This is a genomic window from Citrobacter sp. RHBSTW-00017 (genome assembly GCF_013797615.1).
GTDB lineage: Bacteria > Pseudomonadota > Gammaproteobacteria > Enterobacterales > Enterobacteriaceae > Citrobacter > Citrobacter braakii.
Map to the genome: position 1 here is coordinate 646,393 of NZ_CP056899.1, position 22,227 is coordinate 668,619.

The window sequence follows — 22,227 nt, forward strand, 5'->3', positions numbered from 1 at the left end:
TGCATAAAAAAAACGGCCAACGCCGAATGACGTTAGCCGCTGCTTTTTATGCATAGACCTTGCCATTCGGCAAGGTCTCACTTACAACAACAAAGGAATACGATGGCGTATTCCTTTGTTATCGCCCGGCGACCGGATGTGGTTTTTCACACATCGTAATGACGATCAACCGACAACGAAGTTACTCCCCTTTGCGGGTTACAAAATATTACAGGCCATGCATTCAGTCAATGGCCTGCAACATTCGTTTTACATACCTTTACGCAGTCAGCGATGTTACCGCTTCATCTGCCGGGAAAATCACGCCGGTCTGGCGGCGAATCTCTGTTTGCAGTTTGGCGGTGATACGGCTGACGGCCAGTGCGGGGTGATCCACTTCGCCGGATTCAACCAAATGAGCAAAAGCCTCTGCCTCATACAGCATAGTATTGATGTGCTGAGGCGTCGTCAGATCCTGGGTTTTCCCCCCGCGAGGAACGAAGCACACTTTCTGACACTCGGAGATATGCTCGATCACCAGCGATCCCTGCTCGCCCTGAATTTCACTGGCTAACACCGAGTCGCTTACTTTTGAGTGCTGGAGTGTGACGCTGAAATCACCGTAATTCATCACCACCACGCCGTGGGCATCTACGCCGCTTTCCAGCAGACTGGCGCTGGCCTGAACGCTTTGCGGTTCACCCCACAGCGCAACCGCTGAGGCCAGGCAGTAAAAACCGATATCCATGATCGAGCCATTTGAGAACGCCGGATTAAACGTGTTCGGATTTTCACCGTCCAGATAGCGCTGGTAACGCGAGGAGTACTGGCAGTAATTAATAAACGCTTTCCTGATTCTTCCGACTTTGGGTAGAGATTGCTGCAACAGCAGGAAGTTAGGCAAGCTGGCGGTCTTAAACGCTTCAAACAGCACGACCTGATTTTCGCGCGCGCAGGCGATAGCGGCTTCGGCTTGCGCCAGGTTTGAGGCCAGCGGCTTTTCGCAAATAACATGCTTTTTGTGCCGCAAAAACAGCTCGGTCTGCGGGAAGTGCAGGGAGTTTGGACTGGCGATGTAGACGGCGTCGATCGCCTCGCTTTGCGCCATCGCTTCCAGTGAGGTAAACAGATGCTCGACGGGGTAATCGTTGGCGAAGGTCTGCGCCTGTTCAAGGCTACGGGAATAGACCGCGGTTAACTTATATTTGCCGGTTTCATGGGCGGCATCGACAAACTGGCGGGTGATCCAGTTTGTGCCAATTACTGCGAAACGTATCATAATGGCCTTCAGGCTGCGAAAAGGGATCCTTTCGTCAATTTAGCATGCCCTGAAGACAAAGCCAGTGCGCGACTACGCAGTTTGCTTTAACGATTGTTGCGTTAACCACAGGCGGGTATCGAACTCCAGTTGATGATACTGAGGCTCCATATGACAGCACAGCTGGTAAAACGCTTTGTCGTGCTCTTTTTCTTTCAGATGCGCCAGTTCATGGACGACGATCATGCGTAAAAAAGGTTCAGGGGCATTGCGAAACACGGTGGCAACGCGGATCTCCGCTTTGGCTTTTAGCTTACCGCCCTGCACGCGAGATACGGCGGTATGCAGCCCCAGCGCATTCTTCAGAACGTGTATCTTGCTGTCATACATGACTTTATTCAGCGGCGGGGCATTACGCAGGAACTGATTTTTCAGATCCTGAGTATATTGCCAGAGCGCTTTGTCGGTCGCGAAATCATGCGTCCCCGGATAGCGCTTCTCCAGCACTGCGCCCAGACGCTGTTCAGCAATCAGCGTTCTCACCTGAGAAAGTAAATTCTCCGGATAGCCCTGGAGATAAGTTAGTTGGTTCATCTTTGCCCATGCCAATCATAAAAAGTGTATACTCACGCACCCTTTTCAGGGATACGCCGAAATTTTACCATTCAGGAGGGCCGATGAGCCACATAGACAACGGTTTCCGTTCGCTGTCACTTAAACGTTTCCCGGAAACGGATGACGTTAACCCGCTGCTGGCGTGGGAAGCGGCAGATGAATATCTGCTGCAACAGCTGGACGATACCGAGATTAGCGGCCCGGTGCTAATCCTGAATGATACCTTTGGCGCACTGGGCTGTGCGCTGGCGCAACATTCGCCGTACAGCATTGGCGATTCTTATCTCAGCGAGCTTGCCACACGCGAGAACCTGCGTCATAACGATATTGCCGAGTCGAGCGTCAAGTTCCTCGACAGTACGGCTGACTACCCGCAGGCGCCGGGCGTGGTGCTGATTAAGCTGCCAAAAACCATGGCGCTGCTGGAGCAGCAACTGCGCGCGCTGCGCGAAGTGGTAACGCCGCAAACGCGTATCATCGCCGGGGCAAAAGCGCGTGATGTGCATACCTCGACGCTGGAGCTGTTCGAAAAAGTGTTGGGTCCAACCACCACGACGCTGGCGTGGAAAAAAGCCCGTTTAATCAACTGTACGTTCAGCAAACCTGAGCTGGCCGCTGCCTCGCAAACGCTAAGCTGGAAGCTGGAAGGTACCGAATGGACTATCCATAACCACGCCAACGTCTTCTCCCGTACCGGACTGGATATCGGCGCGCGCTTTTTTATCGAGCATCTGCCGGAAAACCTCGAAGGGGAGATTGTTGACCTCGGCTGTGGTAACGGCGTCATCGGTATGACGCTGCTGGCGAAGAACCCGGAAGCCAGCGTGGTATTTGTTGATGAATCGCCGATGGCGGTGGCTTCAAGCCGCTTGAACGTGGAAAGTAACATGCCTGAAGCGCTGGATCGCTGTGAGTTTATGATCAACAACGCGCTGTCGGGCGTCGAACCGTTCCGCTTTAACGCCGTGCTGTGTAACCCACCGTTCCACCAGAAGCACGCGCTGACGGATAACATTGCCTGGGAGATGTTCCACCACGCTCGTCGCTGCCTGAAAATCAACGGTGAGCTGTACATTGTGGCTAACCGTCACCTTGACTACTTCCACAAGCTGAAGAAGATTTTCGGCAACTGCGTGACCATCGCCACCAATAATAAATTCGTGGTACTGAAAGCGGTCAAAACCGGTCGCCGCCGCTAATCGTGTGTGCCGGATGGCGGCGTGACCGCCTTATCCGGCCTACGAAATACATACTGTTAAATTTCCAGCGCCAGCATCGTCCCTTGCGCAATAGCGCGTCGGGCATCCAGCTCCATCGCCACATCGCAGCCGCCGATCAGATGCACCGTTTTACCCGCCGCGTGGAGCGGATCGACCAGCTCACGGCGCGGCTCTTGTCCGGCGCAAATCACCACGTTATCCACGTTAAAGATCACCGGTTCGCCGTTCAGCACAACGTGTAAGCCATCATCATCAATTTTCTGATAGCTAACTGCCGGGATCATTTTCACGCCGCGTGAGAGCAGGGTGGCGCGATGGATCCAGCCCGTCGTTTTCCCTGAACCTTGTCCCGGTTTGCTGGCTTTGCGCTGCAACATCACTATCTGGCGCGGGCTGCGGGATAAGTGCGGGCCTTCCAGGCGTAAGCCGCCAGGCTGTTGCAGGCTGGTGTCGATCCCCCATTCCACGCAGAATTCCGCAATGTTTTGGCTGGTGGGCTCACCGGGCTGGCTCAAATACATGGCGGTATCAAAACCTATCCCGCCGCAGCCAACGATCGCCACGCGTTTGCCCACCGGCGTTTTATCGCGCAGGACGTCAAGATAGCTCAGTACTTTAGGGTGGTCGATCCCCTCGATCGGTGGCATGCGAGGCTCGATCCCGCTGGCGAGGATCACTTCATCGAAGGGGTACAGATCGCGTGCGCTGACAAAGTGATTCAGCTTCAGCGACACGCCAGTCACATCGATCATCCGGCGGTAGTAGCGCAGGGTTTCATAAAATTCTTCTTTGCCGGGGATCTGCTTAGCGATATTAAACTGCCCGCCAATCTCGCTATGCGCGTCAAACAACGTCACGTGATGACCGCGTGCGGCGGCATTTATGGCGAAGGCGAGGCCTGCAGGACCTGCTCCGACAACCGCCAGATTTTTCGGCACAGTGGCGGCAACGATCGGCATTTTGGTCTCATGGCAGGCGCGCGGATTCACCAGGCAAGAGGTGACTTTGCCGACGAAGATCTGATCCAGGCAGGCCTGGTTACAGCCGATACAGGTATTGATCTCATCCGCTCGCCCGGTTTGCGCTTTTGACAGCAGTTCGGCATCGGCGAGGAACGGACGGGCCATCGACACCATATCGGCATCGCCACGGGCCAGAATGTCATCGGCGACTTGAGGATCGTTAATGCGGTTGGTGGTGACCAGTGGGATCGTCACATGCCCTTTCAGCTTACGTGTCACCCAACTAAACGCACCGCGCGGCACCGGGGTGGCAATAGTGGGAATACGCGCCTCATGCCAGCCAATACCGGTGTTAATAATGGTCGCCCCTGCGGCTTCTATCGCCTGCGCCAGTTGGACGGTTTCGTCGAAGGTTCCGCCGTTTTCCACCAGATCGAGCATCGACAGGCGGAAGATAATAATAAAGTCATTACCGGCACGCTGGCGTACCGCGCGCACCACTTCCACGGCAAAACGCATGCGGTTGGCATACTCGCCGCCCCATTCGTCATTGCGCTGATTGGTACGCAGAGTCAGGAATTCGTTGATGAGATAGCCTTCCGAGCCCATCACTTCGACGCCATCATAGCCCGCTTCCCGCGCCAGTTGAGCGCAGTGGGCGAAATCTTCAATCAACTGCAGCACCTCATCGTGCGTCAGCTCATGCGGCGTAAAGCGGTTGATTGGCGCCTGAATGGCAGAAGGTGCCACCAGATGCGGCTGGTAGCTGTAACGCCCGGTATGCAGGATTTGCAGGGCGATTTTGCCGCCTTCGTCATGCACGGCGTCGGTAATGACGCGATGATGTGCAAGTTGGCTGGTGTCGTTCAGCATCGCGCCGCCTTCCATCCCCACGCCGGAAAGCGCAGGCGCAATACCTCCGCTCACAATTAACGCTACGCCGTGACGGGCGCGTTCGGCGTAGAACGCGGCCAGCCGTTCTGCACCGTCGGGATACTCCTCCAGCCCGGTATGCATTGAACCCATCAGCACGCGGTTTTTAAGCGTGGTGAAGCCTAAATCGAGCGGGGCGAACAGCGACGGATAGCTCATAAAGGTGTCCAGTATGTAAAATTATTGTTATGTGGTCGGATGAGTTAATAATTTAGCCTTCGCCGCGTAAAAGGGAAAAGGGGAATGCCGTGATTGTGATGGGATTCAAAAAATGCCCCTGCGGACGCAAGGGCAAGTGGGTCAGAACGCCAGTCGTTTACCCAGGCCGTCAAAGAGGTGCAGGTGCGACTCTTGTACGGTGAGCGTAAGCGGTGTATCCGGCATGAAGCTAAGCTGTTGAAAAGACTTCAGGCACACGGGGTGGCCGGCCAAATCCAACCACACCAGCGTGGAGTCGCCCTGTAATTCACACAGCCGGGTACGACCTTGCAATGTGAAATCCCCGGTCTGCTGGTACTGCATATGCTCCGGGCGGATGGCGACAAACAGTTTGTCCCCGTCGCTAACGCCTGCGGGCTGACGGGTGAGGCGGAAGACGAGGTTATCGGCGATATGCAGAGCGCCTTCACACCATACCGCTGGCAGAACATTGATTTTCGGCGTGCCGATAAACTCAGCGACAAACAGGTTTGCCGGGGTGTTATACAGCTCCAGCGGCGTGCCCACCTGCTCAATTTTTCCCTTGTAAAGCACCACGATGCGATCGGCCAGCGTCATCGCCTCCACCTGATCGTGCGTTACATAGATCATGGTGTTTTTCAGGGTGTTATGCAGTTGCTGGATCTCCTGGCGCATCCCGACCCGCAACGCGGCATCCAGGTTAGACAGCGGTTCATCAAACAGAAACAGTTCCGGTTGCTGGACAATAGAACGCCCGATCGCCACACGTTGGCGCTGCCCGCCGGACAGATTCTGCGGCAGCCTGTCCAGCATTTCTTCCAGCTTCAGCATGCTGGCGGCGTGAGCGACCCGCTTATCAATCTCGGCGGCGGGCGTATTGATATTACGTAAACCGAATGACAGATTTTCCCTGACGGTCATATGCGGGTAGAGGGCGTAGGACTGAAACACCATCGACAGGTTGCGTTTGCCCGCCGCAAGCCTGGTGACCTCTTTTCCCCCCATCACCAGTTTACCGCCGTCGGGGATTTCCAGTCCGGCGATGATCCGCAGCAGCGTGGATTTCCCGCATCCGGAAGGGCCAACCAGCACAATGAACTCCCCGGAGGCGATCTCCAGCGACAGATTTTCAATGATGGTGTTCTTGCCCCATGCTTTATGAATATTGCTCAGGCTTAGCGCGGTCATAACCTCTCCTTGTCAGAATCCCAGGCTGCAATCAGCGTTAAAATTTCATCGGTTTTGCGCGCCAGCAGTGCCGTATCCGCGCGGGTTTCCACGTTCAGGCGCAGCAGCGGCTCGGTGTTGGAGGCGCGTAAGTTGAAGCGCCAGTCAACGAAGTCGATGCTCAACCCGTCGCAATCGTCACGCAGGCCGCCGGCTTGCAGATAGTGAGCGGCGATGGATTGCATGACAGATTGCGGATCGGCCACCGTCAGATTGATTTCGCCGGAAACCGGAAAGCGCACCTGGGCGTGTTCGATATACGCCGACAGCGGACGGCTGTCGCTGCCGATAATTTGCAGCAGCAATACCAGTGGGATCATCCCGCTGTCGCAATAGCCAAAATCGCGGAAGTAGTGGTGGCCGCTCATTTCTCCGCCGTAGACCGCGTCCTCTTCGCGCATCCGCGCTTTGATAAAGGCGTGCCCGGTTTTGCTGATGACCGGGATTCCGCCGCAGCGAGTTACAACGTCCAGCGTATTCCACGTCAGGCGCGGGTCCAGAATGATATGACTGCCTGCGGAGCGTTGCAGGAAGTGCTCGGCGAACAGGCCAACCAGGTAGTAGCTCTCAATAAAGCGGCCACACTCATCAAAGAAGAAGCAGCGATCGAAATCGCCATCCCAGGCGATGCCGAAATCAGCCTGATTTTCGATAACCGCCTGCTGGGTGATGAGGCGGTTTTCCGTCAGCATCGGATTCGGCACGCCTGCCGGGAAATGACCGTCCGGCTGATGGTGCAGGCGAATAAACTCAATCTGAACGCCCGCACGGGCCAGCCCGTCGGCGATCGCGTCAAGCGCAGGCCCGACGGTGCCATGTCCGGCGTTGGTCACAATACGTAGCGGGCGAGTCGGCGGATGCTGAAGGAAGCGCAGCAGGCAGGCAATCCAGGCGGGGCGATTATCATAAGGGATGAGGCTGCCACGATGGACGATCGGTGCAAAGTCGTTGCGCTCCGCCAGCGCTTTTATCTCCAGCAGGCCGTTGTCGTTACTGATCGGACGCGCCTCTTCGCGCACCAGTTTCATACCATTGTACTGCGCCGGGTTATGGCTGGCGGTAATCTGAATGCCGCCGTCGGCACGCAGTTCCCGGGTGGCGAAATAGATCTCTTCGGTGCCTGACAGACCAATGTCGATAACATCCACGCCGCTGGAAATCAGCCCGTCGGTCACGGCGGATTTTAACGATTCCGAGCTAAGGCGAATGTCGGCGCCGATCACTACCCGGCGCGGATGGCGCCAGGCGGCGTAAGCGCGACCGATGCGAAAGGCGATATCCGGCGTCAGGTTGACGCCAACCTCACCGCGAATGTCGTAGGCTTTAAAACAGGTTAGTTCATCCATAATCTACTCTTCTGTAATTAATGAGTCAGGCTGACTCCCGAATGATGAGCTGGTAAGGCAATTCATAGTGGGTCACCGGTCCTCTGGTGAGCAGCAATTTGACGGCCATTTCCCCTTTCTTTTCCGCGTCTTGAGCGATGGTGGTCAGGCGTATTCCCGCCACCTCAACGGCGAGATTATCGAAACCGGTAACGGCAACCCGCTGCGGAACCGCCAGTTGCTGCCGTTGGCAGTAGTGGATCGCGCCGACGGCGAAGCGATCGGAAAGGCAGATAAGCGCAGTGATCTCCGGATGGGTTTCCAGTAACGCTTTGGCCGCCTGTTCGCCGTGTTCTTCATCGTGTCGGGTTTGATACAGCCAGCACGTATCAAGGGCGAAGCCGCGCTGCTGGAAAACCTCCCGGCAGACATTCACGCGGGAGAGCATCAGCAGGTTGTCGCCGGTGACGGGGGCGGTCAGATCGCACATTCCCTGCGCGGAGGGCTGTGACGGAAAGGCGATGATGCCGAAATGTCGATGACCTTTATCGGCCAGATAGCGGGCAATATCGCGCATGGCGCAGGCGTTATCGATGGAGACGCTGCTGTGGTCGGGAAACTGAAAATCGAGCGTGACCACCGGACGCCCATGAGCCAGCGCGTGCTGGATCATGGCTGCATTGTTATGCGTGGCGTTGAGAATATAGCCATCAACCAGGGTGTTGAGCGGCGTCTGTTGCCGCTTACGCAAAGGGATCAAGACCAGATTGACGTTTTGTTCTTCACACTGGACGGCGATCCCCCGCATCAGCGCAATGTCGTGGGGATCGATAAACACGTAACTCATAGAGTCGTTGAATATCACGCCGATGGTGTCAGATTTACCGGTACGCAGCGCGCGCGCCAGCTTGTCCGGTCCCTGAAAGCCAAGCTCGCTGGCATATTGCAAAATTCGCTGGCGCAGCTCCGGAGATAATTTTTCCGGATTATTCCATGCGTTCGACACCGTGGTATGGGAAATACCCATAATCTTGGCCAATGATTTTATCGTAATACGTTTCTTATCTTTATTATCATTAACGTTTATTTTCATGTTTAATATATTTGCTTGGTTTATATATTGGCGTGAATTATTTATTTCTATCGTCCATTGCGTTGAACGTTGATGCAAAGTTTAACGTTAAACAAAAATCGTTTTGTGATTTGTTTAACGTTAAACATAAAAAGGGGGTGTTAATTTACGCTCCATTCAATAGCAGGGTAGCGGTAAATCAATACTTATTGAAAGTAAATGGAGAGTTATCGTGAGAGTTGTAAAATTAGCTAAATTAACAGCCTGTGTACTATTCGCATTTTGTATTTCTGGCTGCGGTCCGGATGATAAAAAATCCGCAGAGACAGCAAAAACGCCAATTAAAATGTGGGTGGCACCAAACGAAAATGAAGAAGCCTTCTGGAATACTATGGTTAAAGAATGGAATAAAGACCCGGCGCATACCCCGGTCGAATTTACGCCCATTCCTGCCGCCAGCAGTTCTGAAGAGGCAATAATGAACGCGCTGGCTTCCGGCACGGAACCCGATATTTCCAGTAATATCTTTATCGGTTTTGCCAGCCAGTTGGTGGAAATTGGTCAGCTTGAAGACCTGTCTAAAATGAGTGGTTTTAATGAACTCGTTAATAACCGACAGATGGGCAAAATTATTCCTGCCTGGCAATTAAACGGCGAGCAACACGTTCTGCCAATCTATATTAATCCTATCGTCTGGTGGTGGCGGGGCGATTTACTCAAGCAGTATGGTTTTGATCATGTTCCGACCCGTTATGATGAGCTTTATCAGTTGGCAGAGCGCCGGGCGGCGGATAATAACGGCTATGTTATCCAGATGACCGCCGGGAAAAACTGGTGGGAACGCTGGTTCGATTTTATTCCGCTTTATTATGCGCAAAACGGCGGTAAACCTTACCTCGCGGGTCATCAGGCGACGTTTGCCGATCCTGCCGGACAGGCGCTACTGACCTTTATGGGGAAAGTCTTTAACAGCAAGTGGAGCAGCTACGACTTCACCGCCGCCGACGATCCGTTAGCGACCGGGCAGGTGCTGGCGTCCGCGCGCGGTCCGTGGGATATCGCTCGCTATCACAAGCAGTATCCGGAGATCCTCAAAACGCTGCAAATTGGGCCGATGCTCACCGAGAAAGGCGACGCGCACCCGTATACGTTCGGCGACAGCAAAGGGGTGGTGATCTTCAGTTCCAGCAAGCGCAAAGCGCAGGCGTGGGCGTTTATTCAGTGGGTCTTTAACAACGCCGAGCACGACCGGAGCTGGCTGGAGCTGACCGGTATGCCGCCAGCACGCAGTGATTTAATGAGTAATCCGCTGTTTGTGAATTACTTTGAGAAAAACCCGCTGGAGAAGGCGATCGCTTCTTACGTGGACGTCGCGCTGCCGCCAGCGGCCACTACGCAAACCACGGAGATTCAGCGCAGCATGACGCAGATGCTGGAGCAGGTCATTTTCAACCACGCCGATCCGGCAGCCACCCTCGATAAATCCGCGCAGGAAATTAACACATTGCTGGCGAAATAAGGGGAAAAAATGGCTGGATATGAATCCCGCACCGGAGGCCTGTTGGCCTCCACGTGGATCGGTTATTCGTTGCTGTTCTGGTTTTATCCGCTGTGCTGGCTGGTCGTGCTTAGCGTGACGAACTGGCAATTTATTGGCACGCCGACGTTTAGCGGATTACAGAATATCATTGGCGTGTTTCATGACGCGTTATTCTGGCAATCGATGTGGAACGTGTGCCGTTTTTTAATGTGGTATATCCCGATTGTCTTTCTTGCCTCGTTGCTGTTTGCCGCGGGATTACGAAAAATTAAGTACGGGAAAAGTTTTATTGCCCTGAGCTTTTTACTGGCGAATATCTCTTCGGGGGTGGCCTATTCCATCGTCTTTGCAAAACTGTTCAGCGAATACGGGCCGGTCAATCAATTTTTACAGGCCAGTTTCGGCATCTCTGTGCCCTGGTTTACCAACCCTGACTGCGCCATGTTATCCATTGCGTTAATTGTCACCTGGAAATTCGTCGGTTATTACGGGCTGATTCTCTATTCCGGGATGGTGGCGATCCCCGCGGATATTTACAGCGCGGCGCAGTTGGATAAAACCGGGAAGTTTAAGCAAAGTTGGGCGATTACCCTGCCGATGATGAACGCGCAAATCGTGATGGTGATGGTGCTGGCGATTACCGTGGCGTTCAGCATCTTTACCGAGCCGTATCTTATCACCGGCGGCGGGCCGCTCAACAGCACCACCAGTCCGATGGTGGTGATGTATGAAGTGGCGTTCCAGAAAATGAAGCCAACCTGGGCGGCGACCATGTCGATTATCGTTGCGGCATGCAGTTTCCTCGCCATCTGGGTCTTCCGCAAAGTATTCGAAAAACATATCGAGATTGTGTGAATGAAGAAAATGACTCCCTTAACGCTGCTCATTCACGCCGTGATGTTTTTGCTGGCGCTCACCTGGCTTTATCCTTTTATCTGGATGGTGATCTCCTCGTTGAAACCGACGGCGCAAATCTACACGACCGGGCTGTTTTCCGGTCATCTGACGCTGGAGAATTACGCTTTTCTGTTCGATAACAGCAACCGGGCGGACAAACCTTTTTTGCGCACCCTGGTTAACTCGCTGTTCGTGTCGCTCACCATTACCGTCTGCGTCACGCTGACCTCAATGCTGGTGGGATATGCCGTCGCGAAAACCGAGTTTCGCGGCAAAAATGCGTTTCGCAACCTGTTGATTGTGCAGATGGTTTTCCCGGTCTTTATGTTCATCATTCCACAGTTTGTCCTGATGCGTGAACTGGGGCTGATCAACAGCTACGGGGCGATGATCCTGCCGTATGCGATGAGCGCCTGGGGCATTTTTATGGTTTCGCAGAGCTTTAAAGGCACGCCGAATGATTACCTGTATGCCGCAAGGCTCGATCACGCCAGCCTGTGGGGGATCCTGCGGCATGTGATGATGCCGCTGAATAAATCCATTCTGGCGATTGTCGCACTGTTCACCTTTTCCAGCTCATGGGACAACTTCCTCTGGCCGCTGATCGTGATGCGCGAAGTGGACAAAATGCCGTTTTCGGTGCTGCTCGCCACCTTCAGCAAATCCTACGGCATCTACCTGGGACCGGTGCTGGCGGGGTCGGTGGTGCAGATGCTGCCAATCGTTGTCCTGTTTATTCTGTTCAGAAAATACTTCCTCGAAGGCATGTCGTTATCACTGAAATAAGGAACGTGACGGTGAAAAAGCAACCGTGGTGGCAGGCGTGTACCTGCTATCAAATTTATCTGCCTTCGTTTTGCGACGGCAATAACGACGGGCTGGGCGATTTTCCGGGCCTGATTTCCCGGCTGGATTATTTGCAGGCACTGGGCATCGGCGCGGTGTGGATCACGCCGTTTTATCCCTCTCCGCTGGTGGATAACGGCTACGATATCAGCGATTACTGCGCCGTTGACGCCCGTTTCGGCACTCTGGACGATTTCCGCCGGGTGGTTGACGGCTGCCATGCCAGAGGCATTCGGGTGATTATCGATCTGGTGGTCAATCACGTCTCCTCAGAACATCCCTGGTTTTGCGATGCGTGGAATAATCCGGGCAGCCGCTATCGTGATTATTTCCTTTTTCGCCGCCAGCCGAATAACTGGCGTTCTTTCTTTTCCGGCAGCGCGTGGACCGCTGAGCCAGACACCGGCGAGTTTTATTACCATAAATTCGCGCCCGGCCAGGTGGATCTCAACTGGGCCAACCCCGCGGTGGAACAGGAAATTTACCGGGTAGTGGATTTCTGGGTTACGCAGGGGGTGGACGGTTTTCGCTTTGACGTCATCAACTTTCTTACTACCGACGGCATTGGGCCTGATAACCCGGAAGAGAACGGCGAGCAGCGCCATGAATTTGACATCAATCAGCCGCGACTCCCTGAAACGCTGCAACGGCTGTGTGCCCATGTTCGGGCGCAGGGCGACTATTTCCTGATTGGCGAAATCGGCAGCGAAGACCCTGACGTGCTCAGCCGCTATCAAAGCCCGCAGCTGATGGACGTGGTGTTTAATTTCAATATCGGCAGCCAGAAAATCTTTGATGTTTCCCGTCTTTTCAGCCAGTTAAAAACCACGCTGGCTGCGCAGTCGGGTTTACCGACGCTGTTTTTCTCCAGCCATGATATGTCGCGGATGATCAGCCGCTTTGGCGAAAACGAGCGCGATACCGGGCGGGCGCTGGCGGTGCTGGCGCTTCAGCTAACGGTGAGCGGCGTGCCGTTTATCTTCCAGGGAGAAGAGCTGGGGGTGACCGACTACCGTCCGCAAACGGCAGAGCAGCTTTTTGATATTCAGGGAAAAACCCATTACCGCACCGCCCTTGCCGCAGGCAGCAGCCCACAGCAGGCGCTGGCGCTGGCTATTGAACATTCGCGGGATGGTTCGCGCGCGCCGCTGCCCTGGCGCGACGCCCCCTTTGGCGGATTTTCCTCCGTCGCGCCGTGGATGCCCGTCGGCGGCGATATCGCCCTGATTAACGCGGAGCGCCAGCAGCAGGATGAAACATCGTTCTGGCATCAGTACCGACGGCTGATCGCCCTGCGCCACCGCGTTGCGGCGCTGCATCAGGGACAGCAGGACTCGCTCGACCTCACTGACGAATGTGTCTGGTTTACCCGTTCGACGGCGGCGGAGCAGGTCTGGGTCGCCATCAACTTTGGTGCGCCCGTTCGCAATCCGTGGCAGGAGATTGAGGCTGAAGTGCTGTACGGGGAGGACGCGCAATGGATTGGCAAGAATCAATGTTTGATCAAAAGGAGAGTACATGGACAGGCACAATAAAAACCCGTTGATTACCCCGGCGGACGTGACGCCTTCACTGCCCGGCAGGAAGGTCGATTGTGTTTTCAATGCTGGCGTAACGGAGTGTGACGGAGAGATCGTTTTGCTGCTGCGGGTGGCGGAAAGCGTGATCAATTCCGACCCGCAGCAGCGTGTCGTACCGCTGTTGGAAAAAACCGATGCGGGCTGGGTACAGGCCACCGCAAGTTTCGATCGTCGCGATGAACGCTATGATTTCAGCGATCCGCGGGTGATCGTGCTGAAAAGCGATCCGGCGCGGGTGTGGCTGACCTCCATGTCGCATCTGCGTCTGGCGCGCAGTCGCGATGGGGTGAACTTCCGGATTGACAGCCAGCCGTTTATTATCGCCGATACGCAATATGAAGAGTTTGGCTGCGAAGATGCGCGGATCACCCGCATCGATGATATCGCGTACATCAACTACTCGGCGGTGTCGTCGCTGGGGATCTCTACCGCGCTGGCGGTGACCAAAGATTTTGTCACGGTGGAGAAAAAAGGGTTGATCCTCTGTCCGGACAACCGCGACGTCTGCTTTTTCCCGGAAAAGATCGCCGGTAAATATCACGCCCTGACCCGTCCGGCCCCGTGCCACTTCGGTCATCCGGAAATCTGGATCTGCGAGTCGCCGGATATGCTGCACTGGGGCAACCATCGCCACCTGCTGGGACGGTCCGGCGATGCCTGGGACTGCCGTAAATCAGGCGGCGGCGCGCCGGTATTAAAAACCGATCGCGGCTGGCTGGAGATCTACCACGGTGTGGATGCCGATCAGCGCTACTGCCTCGGCGCGCTGCTGCTGGATCTCAACGATCCGACCCAAATTCTGGCGAAATCACCGGTGCCGTTGCTGGAGCCAGATGCGCCCTACGAGCGCGAAGGCTTCTTCGGCAATGTGGTGTTCACCTGTGGGGCGCTGATCCGCGATGAGACGCTGCACGTCTGGTATGGCGCCGCCGATGAGTGTGTGGCGCTGGCGACAATGCCGCTGGACAAACTGTGGCGGCATCTGGGGGTTGAATAAATGCCGCAGAGCGTCCTGGGTTGCTAAACCTCCTTCTGGCAGGGGGGCGATTCACACGTTGCGGCCGCTGGTGGACGAATCTTTGCTACAAATAATGAAAGTACACAACAGAAGAGCAGGGCAATAAATGCCCTGCAAGTCTGTATATTTAATTTCACATTGTATTTCAGGTGAGCGGTAATGGTGCCAACTTACTGATTTAGTGTATGATGGTGTTTTTGAGGTGCTCCAGTGGCTTCTGTTTCTATCAGCTGTCCCTCCTGTTCAGCTACTGAAGGCGTGGTGCGTAACGGTAAAAGCACTGCCGGACATCAGCGCTATCTCTGCTCTCACTGCCGTAAAACATGGCAGCTACAGTTCACTTACACCGCCTCTCAGCCCGGTACACACCAGAAAATTATTGATATGGCCATGAATGGCGTCGGATGTCGCGCCAGTGCACGCATTATGGGCGTTGGCCTCAACACGATTTTACGACACTTAAAAAACTCAGGCCGCAGTCGGTAAACTCACGCATACAACCGGGCAGTGACGTCATTGTTTGCGCGGAAATGGACGAACAGTGGGGTTACGTCGGCGCTAAATCACGCCAGCGCTGGTTGTTTTACGCGTATGACAGGATACGGAGGACGGTTGTGGCGCACGTATTCGGTGAACGCACGTTGGCCACGCTGGAGCGTCTTCTTGGCCTGCTGTCGGCCTTTGAGGTCGTGGTATGGATGACGGATGGCTGGCCGCTTTATGAATCACGCCTGAAGGGAGAACTGCACGTTATCAGCAAGCGATATACGCAGCGCATTGAGCGGCATAACCTGAATCTGAGGCAGCATCTGGCAAGGCTGGGCAGGAAGTCACTGTCGTTCTCAAAATCGGTGGAGCTGCATGACAAAGTCATCGGGCATTATCTGAACATAAAACACTATCAGTAAGTTGGAGTCATTACCGGTTTTTCCACAGCCTTTCAGATATTCGCGATCGGTTTCATCGCGATAATATTCAACCACCTGGAGATCCTCTTTGGCGGCATACTCTATTTTTTGCTGTCCTTGCAGGTAGTAATGGATCTCAAAATAACGACGATGACCGGTAAACAGCGCATCGGTCGCGGAGTCTGTCTCCACGCGATAGCTCAGGGAATCACCGATAGAGTGGGCGACGCCTGGTTGAATATTATCAATATTTTCAATCGCTTCGACGCAGCGCTGCCACTTCTTCCCGGATGCGTAAATTTGTTGGAACTGCGCTAAGTTGTCGATGATCCTCATTTTGTATTCTCGCTGTGCAAATTCGTGGAAAAGAACCCGGTACCAAAGACGCGGCTGGCGGCGGTTTGAGCGCTAGATTCGCTACCGGAAACCGGCAACAACGTGAAGCCGTAGCTGAACGAACGGAACCAGACGCGCCAGGAATCAAGCACCTCGCTTCCCCAGGAGTTGGAACCTAAGCCCAGCACCTGGTGGTCCAGATTCAGGGTGATGTCATCGCTGCGCTGCAGCGCATTACAGTGCTGTGCGGCAAAGATATTTTCTGGCGTATAGCGCCAGGCGCTCAGGTTGACAGGGCGCTGCGGAACCACCAGCAGACCGTTGCCGTGGCGGTTGGTTAGCGTTGCCCAGCGCACGTCCTGACGATTGCCGTTGTTTTGCGGGAACGGATAGTTTTCGAACATCTCATCCACGCTGCTGCGCCAGATATCGATGATGTTGGCCTGCTGGCTATCGGCATAGTTTTCACCGGGACCACGTCCGTAATACGCCACCTGCCCCAAATCGCCGTTGATGCCCATCGTGAAGCCGATGCACGGAATAATGTCCCGGTACTCGCCGTAAGGCTGGCCGGAAAGCTCCACGTTCAACTGACCATCTGCGGCAATCCGCCAGCGGTAGGTACAGCGCATACCGAAATCAAATACCGGCGGGGCGATAATCGTCTGGCTGGTTATCAACAGCGCGTCATCGGTTTGCTCAATGGCAAAATCGCGCAGATGCTCCTGCATAATCTGTAAATGATTTGGTTGCCAAAGGCCTTCGAACTCTTGTTTGTGGTTATCAATGGTTGGTTTGAAGAAATTAATCTTCGGCTCGCGGGTAATCAGCTCCTCACCGTTAACGGTCCAGCTAATGGGCTTACCGTTCAGTTTTGAGAAGGTCAGAAGGAAGTTATAACCGCGTATGGTGCAGCTCTGGCGGCTGTCTTCCAGCGTCAGAGGGGTAGCGTTTTGCTGGCTAAACGGTACGGCAGCCGCCGTTCTGGCCTTCAGCGGGAACTGATAAGTCGCGATGTGGTGCCCGGCTTCGCTGTATGCCGTACGGGAATCTTTCGTCACGATGACGTTGAGGAACGCTTCGCGCGCATCCAGCTCCGGCAGTGTGCATTGCACCAGGGTATCGCTGTCAGGAGGGACGTCGCGCAGTTTTATCTGCTGAGCAGAAAGCGTATCTCCCTCGGCGCGAACCTCAATATGCAAGGTGTAGTCGTCAAGCGTGGTAAACCACAGTTTGTTTTCTACCCGTAGCTCGCCGCGAGCCAGATCCTGTGCGCGTACTTTTACTGGCGCAATCACCTGCTTGTATTCCTGCAGACCCGGCCCCGGGGTTTGATCGGAATAAATCAGGCCATCAAGGCAGAAGTTATAATTGTTCGGATAGTCGCCGTAGTCGCCGCCATATTTGTACCAGACGTTGCCGTCGTCATCTTTGGCCTGAATCCCGTGATCGCACCACTCCCAGACATAGTGTCCCTGAATGCAATCATGCTGATAAAAGACGTTCTGATATTCCGTCAGCCCGCCGGGACCGTTGCCCATGGCGTGAGCATATTCGCAGATGATGCGCGGCTTAGGATGTGGATATTCGCCAAACTCATTCATCAGCGGCACACGGGTGTACATGGTGGAGATGATATCCACCACTTCGGCGTCACGATCTTCTTCGTAATGGATCAGACGCGTGTCATCCAGCGCTTTCGCGGCGTGATACATGGCGCGGATGTTACAGCCGTATCCGGATTCGTTGCCGAGCGACCAGATGACGATCGACGGGTGGTTTTTTTGTGCATGGATTTGGCGCACGATGCGCTCAACGTAGACGTTTTCCCACAGCGGATCGTCCGTTATCCGGCTGATATCGCCGATATTGGCGAAGCCGTGAGATTCAACGTCGGTTTCGGCCATCACGAACAGACCGTAGATATCGCACAATTCATAGAAGCGCGGATCGTTCGGGTAATGGGCGGTACGCACGGAATTGATGTTGTGCTGCTTCATTAACAGCAGATCTTTTTCAACGCGATCCATGCCAACCGCACGGCCTTTAAGATGATCGTTATCGTGGCGGTTAACGCCATGCAGCATCACGTAGCGGTTATTGATGTAAAACAGACCGTCGCGAACTTTGATATCGCGGAATCCGACCCGCTGTGGCACGACCTCAAGGAGATTGCCGTTGGCATCTTTCAGCGTCATCACCAGATGATAAAGATACGGCGATTCCGCTGACCACTGCTGCGGCGCGCTAACCTTGAAATTAAAAGCGGTGCGGGTGTGTTGATCCACTGCCAGATTGTTAATCACGCCGCTATGCAGCGCCTGCTCACCGTCAAACAAGGTGTATTCGAGCGACGCCATCGCTGGCGTGGCAGCCAGGTTTTCCAGCGCAATGTCGCAGGTGAGGGTGGCGTCGCGATAGTCATCATCGAACTCGGTGCGAACGGTAAAATCCTGAATATGGGTCGCCTGTTTGCCTACCAGATAGACGTCGCGGAAAATTCCCGCCGACCACCACATGTCCTGGTCTTCAACGTAAGTGGAATCAGCCCATTGCATTACGCGAACGCACAGCAGGTTGTCACCGGTCTTTACCACCGCGCTGATATCAAATTCAGCCGTCAGGCGGCTGCCTTTGCTGAAACCAACGTACTGACCATTCACGTAAACTTCGAAGTAGGTTTCTACGCCATCAAATTTAATCAGCGTTTGTTTGCCCTGCCAGCCTTCGCTGAGGGAGAAAATGCGCTGGTAGGCTCCGGTGGGGTTATTGGTCGGAACGTAGGGGACATCAATCGGGAAAGGAAAACCTTCGTCGGTATACTGCAGTTTGCCGTGTCCTTCCATCTGCCACATGCCTGGGACGGTGATGCTGCCCCAGTCATTCATCAACTGCGACGTAAAGATTTCCGGGACCTGCAGCGGATGCTCAAAGAACTGAAAATTCCACTGACCGCTTAGCAACTGAAAGAGGCTGCTGGTTTCGCGGGCAAACGAGCGAGCCTGCGCAACGGAGTCATAAGAGAAAAAATATGCGCGTGGCGCCAGTCGATTTTCGTGGGTGAGCTGAATGTTTTCCCAGCGATTCATAAGGCCTCCCGGTGGAGAAAAATCGGAACCATTCATTGTAATGGTGAGTAAGTGTAATTGATGGTGATTTTAGTAAAAGTTTTACTAAAATATAGTGAGTGAGGTGATTTACTTTAACTGGATCACGAAAATAATGGGGCGCAGAAAATAATGCATGACAATGCGCGCCCGGCATCAGAAGAAACCGGGCGTGTTTACTGGGGATTTTAGCGGGTGGTGCCGCGCAGTTTCAGCTTGCTGGGAACAAAAACCAGCAGAGGAAGCGCACGCCCGTCGCGGGCTTTCTCAAACAGCAGGTTGACGCCCTGACTGCCCATCATTTCTGAATGGATGCGAACGGTGGAAAGCGGAGGAAAGGTGAAGCGCGCTGTCGGGATATCATTAACGCTAATCAGCGAAATGTCCTGCGGAATGTTCAGGCCACGCTCGTGAATGGCGCGCAGAACGCCAATAGCAATCGAGTCTGAAGCCACAAACAGGGCACCGGGATAGTCGGCTTTCGCCAGCATTTTTTTTGCCAGTTCATACCCTGATGAACTGGAGAAACCGCCGCGATAGATGTCCTGTTCAGAAACGACCTGCTGCAGACGACCGTATTCGACAAACGCGGCTTCACGGATATCTGCCTTGCCGGGTTCGTCTTCACCGCCGATGAAGCCAATGCGAGTGACGCCCTGGGCGATGAAGTAGTCGATACTCTCTTTACTGATGCGGGCCAGATCGATATCGACGGCGTCATATTCGCTGCCGGGTTCATGGAAATCGATAAAGCAGATGTTGTCGGTAAGCGCTGCTGCTGCATTACGCAAAGCCGAAGAAGGCTTGCCGACAATAAGAATGCCGGTAATGTTTTTGCTCTCCGGTAGCCCACTGTGCTCATAGCAGTTGGTCAGTTCGATCCCCAGCTTCTCACACTGGGTTTCTATTCCGTGACGGATCGCGAGATAGTAAGGATCGTTGATTTCCAAATCCTGCTGGTAGCTGTAGAGCGCCAGAATATGCTGGGGGCCGAGCGCGCTGGTCTGGTTTTTACGAGCACTGCTGGTTTTGTACTCCAGTTTTTCCGCGATCTCCAGAATGCGATGCTTGGTCTCTTCTTTTACATTCAGCGTGGGGTCATCGTTTAAAACCCGGGACACTGTCGCCAGGGACACGCCAGCTTCGATTGCGATGTCTTTAAGTGTTGCCATGTTTGCCTTTTCCCTGAGTTACCTGCGCATTGTAAATGAAGTGCTTATCTATTCATCTGTTTTCAGTAAAAAAAGTACGTTTAATTGACATGCCTGGGGTAAAACTGGGCTTTCAGAGTGTGATGACTACGTCATTTTCCCGCTTTTGAGAACCATTCCCGGAAAATATTTTGCTATTATTTAGTAAAGTTTTACCAAAGGAGAACACAATGGATACCGTCGCATTTGCTGATTTTGCCCGAATGGAAATACGTGTTGGAAAAATCGCACAGGTAAAGCGCCATGACAATGCTGATAAGCTGTATATCGTGCAGGTGGATGTGGGAGAGCGTACGCTGCAAACCGTGACCAGCCTGGTGCCTTATTACAGCGAAGAGGAGCTGATGGGGAAAACGGTGGTGGTGCTGTGTAATCTGCAAAAGGCCAAAATGCGCGGGGAAACGTCAGAATGCATGTTGCTGTGCGCTGAGACGGACGATGGCAGCGAAAGCGTGCTGCTGACGCCAGAACGCCTTATGCCTGCGGGTGTGCGGATTGTTTAAGTTGTGCTAATTGCCGGATGGCCGCTACGCTTTTATCCGACCTACATTTGATCCCGTAAGCCTGAGATGCGCAGCGCCATCCGACATGTATTACACCTGCTCCACGCTCACCCGTAATGCTGCCAGGGCTTTGCGCGTCGATCGCAATACCAGATCGCATTGCTCGATCGTTAACGTTAACGGCGGTTCGATACGGATCGTCTTTGCATTGTTTAGCGTGCCGGCAACCAGTACCCGCTGGCGGAACATCTCACTGGCAAAGTTGTAGCCGATTTCATTATCGACAAACTCAATTGCCATCAGCATGCCTTTACCGCGTACATCATGCACCAGGTCTGGGTACTCCCGCGCAAGCTGGCGGAAACCATCCAGCAACATATCGCCTTTCTGCTCCGCCTGAGCTGGTAAATTTTGCTCCAGCAGGACGTTAATGGTGGCTAGCGCAGCCGCACAAGCGAGCGGGTTGCCGCCAAACGTGGTGGTATGCAAGAAGGGATTATCGAACAGGACGGAAAACACCTCTTCGGTGGCAATGGTTGCGCCAATTGGCATCACGCCGCCGCCCAGCGCTTTGGCCAGACACATAATGTCGGGCTGCACATTTTCGTGCTCGCAGGCGAACATTTTGCCGGTACGACCCATGCCGGTCTGCACTTCATCAAGGATCATCAGCGCGCCAAACTCATCGCAAAGTTTACGCACGGCGGGCAAATACCCTTGCGGTGGCAGGATCACGCCCCCTTCACCCTGGATAGGTTCGAGGATCACGGCTGCGACGTCGTCACCGGTCTTTTTACACTCGCTGAGCATGGTGCGCATCGCGTTAATATCGCCAAACGGCACATGGCGGAAACCCGGCAGCAGCGGCATAAACGGTTTGCGGAAGGTTGATTTAGCCGTGGCGGACAGTGCTCCCAGTGATTTACCGTGGAATGCGCCGCTGGTGGCAATGAACGTAAATTTACCGCGCGGCGATTGATACGCTTTCGCCAGCTTCAGAGCGGCTTCAACCGACTCGGTCCCGCTGTTACAGAAAAAACTGTATTTCAGTTTACCTGGTGCCAGCGCGGCGAGGGTTTTTGCCAGCATGGCCCGCAGAGGGTCAAGTAACTCCTGGCTGTGCAGAGGTTGTTTCGCGAGTTGATTCTGTACGGCGGAAACCACGACTGGATTACGGTGCCCCACGTTGAAAATTCCAAATCCACCCAGGCAATCGACGAACTCCTGCCCCTGGGTGTCGACAAGCGTATTCAGGCTTCCCGCTTGCCACTCTACGGCTCCGTAATCCCCGCCTGCAGTTACAGATTTTCGATACTCTAAGAACCCCGGATTGACATGCTCCTTGAAGTATTCAATCACCTCTCGGTTTAATGATTTCATTTCCTCATGATCAAGCGTGCGCTTTTCGATGAGATTCAGTGCGTGTGCGCTGCAGGCCAGGGCCGATGCGCTGGAAGGTAACCTGTTCAAAATATGCTCCCGGAGCTCGCGTATCACATGATACTGATTT

Annotated in this window: 18 protein-coding genes; 8 read left to right on the forward strand and 10 right to left on the reverse strand. The window is 54.2% G+C overall.

All coding sequences use genetic code 11. The annotated features are described in order from the left end of the window. Window positions 1-259: 259 nt before the first annotated feature. Both HV037_RS03135 and HV037_RS03140 read right to left on the reverse strand, forming a co-directional pair. Window positions 260-1,258 carry a Gfo/Idh/MocA family oxidoreductase gene (locus tag HV037_RS03135; RefSeq protein ID WP_016154610.1) on the reverse strand — a complete coding sequence of 333 codons (999 nt, stop codon included), beginning with the start codon at window positions 1,256-1,258 and terminating at the stop codon, window positions 260-262. A 72-nt stretch (window positions 1,259-1,330) separates the two neighbouring features. Beyond that, entirely contained in the window at window positions 1,331-1,831 is a 501-nt protein-coding gene (locus HV037_RS03140; protein WP_016157533.1) for a M48 family metallopeptidase, read from the reverse strand. An 83-nt stretch (window positions 1,832-1,914) separates the two neighbouring features. Between HV037_RS03140 and rlmG the strand changes: the two genes are divergently transcribed. Continuing rightward, a complete protein-coding gene (rlmG, locus tag HV037_RS03145; protein WP_016157532.1) occupies window positions 1,915-3,051 on the forward strand; it encodes a 23S rRNA (guanine(1835)-N(2))-methyltransferase RlmG in 1,137 nt (378 codons plus the stop codon). Window positions 3,052-3,107: 56 nt separating this feature from the next. Here the strand turns inward: rlmG and HV037_RS03150 are convergent, their stop codons facing one another. The 4 genes from HV037_RS03150 to HV037_RS03165 all read right to left on the reverse strand — a co-directional run bounded on the left by HV037_RS03150 (window position 3,108) and on the right by HV037_RS03165 (window position 8,792). Further along, on the reverse strand, window positions 3,108-5,126 hold the full coding sequence (locus HV037_RS03150; RefSeq protein ID WP_103284264.1) for an NADPH-dependent 2,4-dienoyl-CoA reductase: 2,019 nt from the start codon (window positions 5,124-5,126) through the stop codon (window positions 3,108-3,110). A 141-nt stretch (window positions 5,127-5,267) separates the two neighbouring features. Continuing rightward, window positions 5,268-6,335, reverse strand: a complete 1,068-nt coding sequence (ugpC, locus tag HV037_RS03155) for a sn-glycerol-3-phosphate ABC transporter ATP-binding protein UgpC (protein ID WP_016157530.1) — start codon at window positions 6,333-6,335, stop codon at window positions 5,268-5,270. Beyond that, the gene (locus tag HV037_RS03160) at window positions 6,332-7,720 is read right to left on the reverse strand and encodes a phosphomannomutase/phosphoglucomutase (protein WP_016157529.1); all 1,389 of its coding nucleotides are present in this window, start codon (window positions 7,718-7,720) and stop codon (window positions 6,332-6,334) included. The genes ugpC and HV037_RS03160 overlap by 4 nt, the downstream gene beginning before the upstream one ends. Before the next feature lie 25 nt (window positions 7,721-7,745). Further along, entirely contained in the window at window positions 7,746-8,792 is a 1,047-nt protein-coding gene (locus HV037_RS03165) for a LacI family DNA-binding transcriptional regulator (protein ID WP_016157528.1), read from the reverse strand. Between the two features lie 211 nt (window positions 8,793-9,003). Here HV037_RS03165 and HV037_RS03170 point away from each other — a divergent pair, with 211 nt between their 5' ends. The 6 genes from HV037_RS03170 (at window position 9,004) to HV037_RS03195 (ending at window position 15,560) form a co-directional block, all read left to right on the forward strand. Then, entirely contained in the window at window positions 9,004-10,290 is a 1,287-nt protein-coding gene (locus tag HV037_RS03170; protein WP_103284263.1) for an ABC transporter substrate-binding protein, read from the forward strand. Window positions 10,291-10,299: 9 nt separating this feature from the next. After that, window positions 10,300-11,166, forward strand: coding sequence for a sugar ABC transporter permease (locus HV037_RS03175; protein ID WP_016154602.1), 867 nt, complete (start codon window positions 10,300-10,302; stop codon window positions 11,164-11,166). After that, window positions 11,167-11,994 carry a carbohydrate ABC transporter permease gene (locus HV037_RS03180; protein WP_016157527.1) on the forward strand — a complete coding sequence of 276 codons (828 nt, stop codon included), beginning with the start codon at window positions 11,167-11,169 and terminating at the stop codon, window positions 11,992-11,994. 11 nt (window positions 11,995-12,005) lie between these two features. Beyond that, window positions 12,006-13,589 carry an alpha-glucosidase gene (locus HV037_RS03185; protein WP_103284262.1) on the forward strand — a complete coding sequence of 528 codons (1,584 nt, stop codon included), beginning with the start codon at window positions 12,006-12,008 and terminating at the stop codon, window positions 13,587-13,589. Continuing rightward, complete coding sequence (locus HV037_RS03190) at window positions 13,573-14,631, forward strand: glycoside hydrolase family 130 protein (RefSeq protein ID WP_103284261.1); 1,059 nt, start codon at window positions 13,573-13,575, stop codon at window positions 14,629-14,631. Before HV037_RS03185 ends, HV037_RS03190 begins: the two co-directional genes overlap by 17 nt. Before the next feature lie 231 nt (window positions 14,632-14,862). Further along, a protein-coding gene (locus tag HV037_RS03195; protein WP_223274117.1) for an IS1 family transposase occupies window positions 14,863-15,560 on the forward strand; the annotation gives its coding sequence in 2 pieces (ribosomal slippage) (window positions 14,863-15,112 and window positions 15,112-15,560; 699 coding nt in all). Here the strand turns inward: HV037_RS03195 and HV037_RS03200 are convergent. From HV037_RS03200 to ebgR, 3 genes are all read right to left on the reverse strand, one after another. Continuing rightward, window positions 15,495-15,896: a beta-galactosidase subunit beta gene (locus HV037_RS03200; protein WP_103284260.1), complete on the reverse strand. Its 402-nt coding sequence runs from the start codon at window positions 15,894-15,896 to the stop codon at window positions 15,495-15,497. The genes HV037_RS03195 and HV037_RS03200 overlap by 66 nt on opposite strands. Beyond that, the gene (gene ebgA, locus HV037_RS03205; protein ID WP_103284259.1) at window positions 15,893-18,985 is read right to left on the reverse strand and encodes a beta-galactosidase subunit alpha; all 3,093 of its coding nucleotides are present in this window, start codon (window positions 18,983-18,985) and stop codon (window positions 15,893-15,895) included. Before ebgA ends, HV037_RS03200 begins: the two co-directional genes overlap by 4 nt. Before the next feature lie 206 nt (window positions 18,986-19,191). After that, complete coding sequence (ebgR, locus tag HV037_RS03210) at window positions 19,192-20,175, reverse strand: transcriptional regulator EbgR (protein ID WP_016157523.1); 984 nt, start codon at window positions 20,173-20,175, stop codon at window positions 19,192-19,194. Window positions 20,176-20,384: 209 nt separating this feature from the next. Here ebgR and HV037_RS03215 point away from each other — a divergent pair, with 209 nt between their 5' ends. Continuing rightward, window positions 20,385-20,717, forward strand: coding sequence for a tRNA-binding protein (locus HV037_RS03215; RefSeq protein ID WP_016157522.1), 333 nt, complete (start codon window positions 20,385-20,387; stop codon window positions 20,715-20,717). 90 nt (window positions 20,718-20,807) lie between these two features. On the opposite strand, the gene ygjG is transcribed toward HV037_RS03215, so the two are convergent. Further along, window positions 20,808-22,187 carry a putrescine aminotransferase gene (ygjG, locus tag HV037_RS03220; protein ID WP_049259762.1) on the reverse strand — a complete coding sequence of 460 codons (1,380 nt, stop codon included), beginning with the start codon at window positions 22,185-22,187 and terminating at the stop codon, window positions 20,808-20,810. Window positions 22,188-22,227 lie beyond the last annotated feature (40 nt).

What these genes read in the sequence shown, in the direction of transcription:
- HV037_RS03190 (WP_103284261.1), top strand. Translation starts at nt 13,573, where the DNA reads ATGGACAGGCACAATAAAAACCCGTTGATTACCCCGGCGGACGTGACG.
- HV037_RS03135 (WP_016154610.1), bottom strand. Translation starts at nt 1,258, where the DNA reads ATGATACGTTTCGCAGTAATTGGCACAAACTGGATCACCCGCCAGTTT.
- ebgA (WP_103284259.1), bottom strand. Translation starts at nt 18,985, where the DNA reads ATGAATCGCTGGGAAAACATTCAGCTCACCCACGAAAATCGACTGGCG.
- HV037_RS03215 (WP_016157522.1), top strand. Translation starts at nt 20,385, where the DNA reads ATGGATACCGTCGCATTTGCTGATTTTGCCCGAATGGAAATACGTGTT.
- HV037_RS03180 (WP_016157527.1), top strand. Translation starts at nt 11,167, where the DNA reads ATGAAGAAAATGACTCCCTTAACGCTGCTCATTCACGCCGTGATGTTT.
- ebgR (WP_016157523.1), bottom strand. Translation starts at nt 20,175, where the DNA reads ATGGCAACACTTAAAGACATCGCAATCGAAGCTGGCGTGTCCCTGGCG.
- HV037_RS03160 (WP_016157529.1), bottom strand. Translation starts at nt 7,720, where the DNA reads ATGGATGAACTAACCTGTTTTAAAGCCTACGACATTCGCGGTGAGGTT.
- HV037_RS03165 (WP_016157528.1), bottom strand. Translation starts at nt 8,792, where the DNA reads ATGAAAATAAACGTTAATGATAATAAAGATAAGAAACGTATTACGATA.
- HV037_RS03175 (WP_016154602.1), top strand. Translation starts at nt 10,300, where the DNA reads ATGGCTGGATATGAATCCCGCACCGGAGGCCTGTTGGCCTCCACGTGG.
- HV037_RS03150 (WP_103284264.1), bottom strand. Translation starts at nt 5,126, where the DNA reads ATGAGCTATCCGTCGCTGTTCGCCCCGCTCGATTTAGGCTTCACCACG.
- HV037_RS03200 (WP_103284260.1), bottom strand. Translation starts at nt 15,896, where the DNA reads ATGAGGATCATCGACAACTTAGCGCAGTTCCAACAAATTTACGCATCC.
- ugpC (WP_016157530.1), bottom strand. Translation starts at nt 6,335, where the DNA reads ATGACCGCGCTAAGCCTGAGCAATATTCATAAAGCATGGGGCAAGAAC.
- rlmG (WP_016157532.1), top strand. Translation starts at nt 1,915, where the DNA reads ATGAGCCACATAGACAACGGTTTCCGTTCGCTGTCACTTAAACGTTTC.
- HV037_RS03140 (WP_016157533.1), bottom strand. Translation starts at nt 1,831, where the DNA reads ATGAACCAACTAACTTATCTCCAGGGCTATCCGGAGAATTTACTTTCT.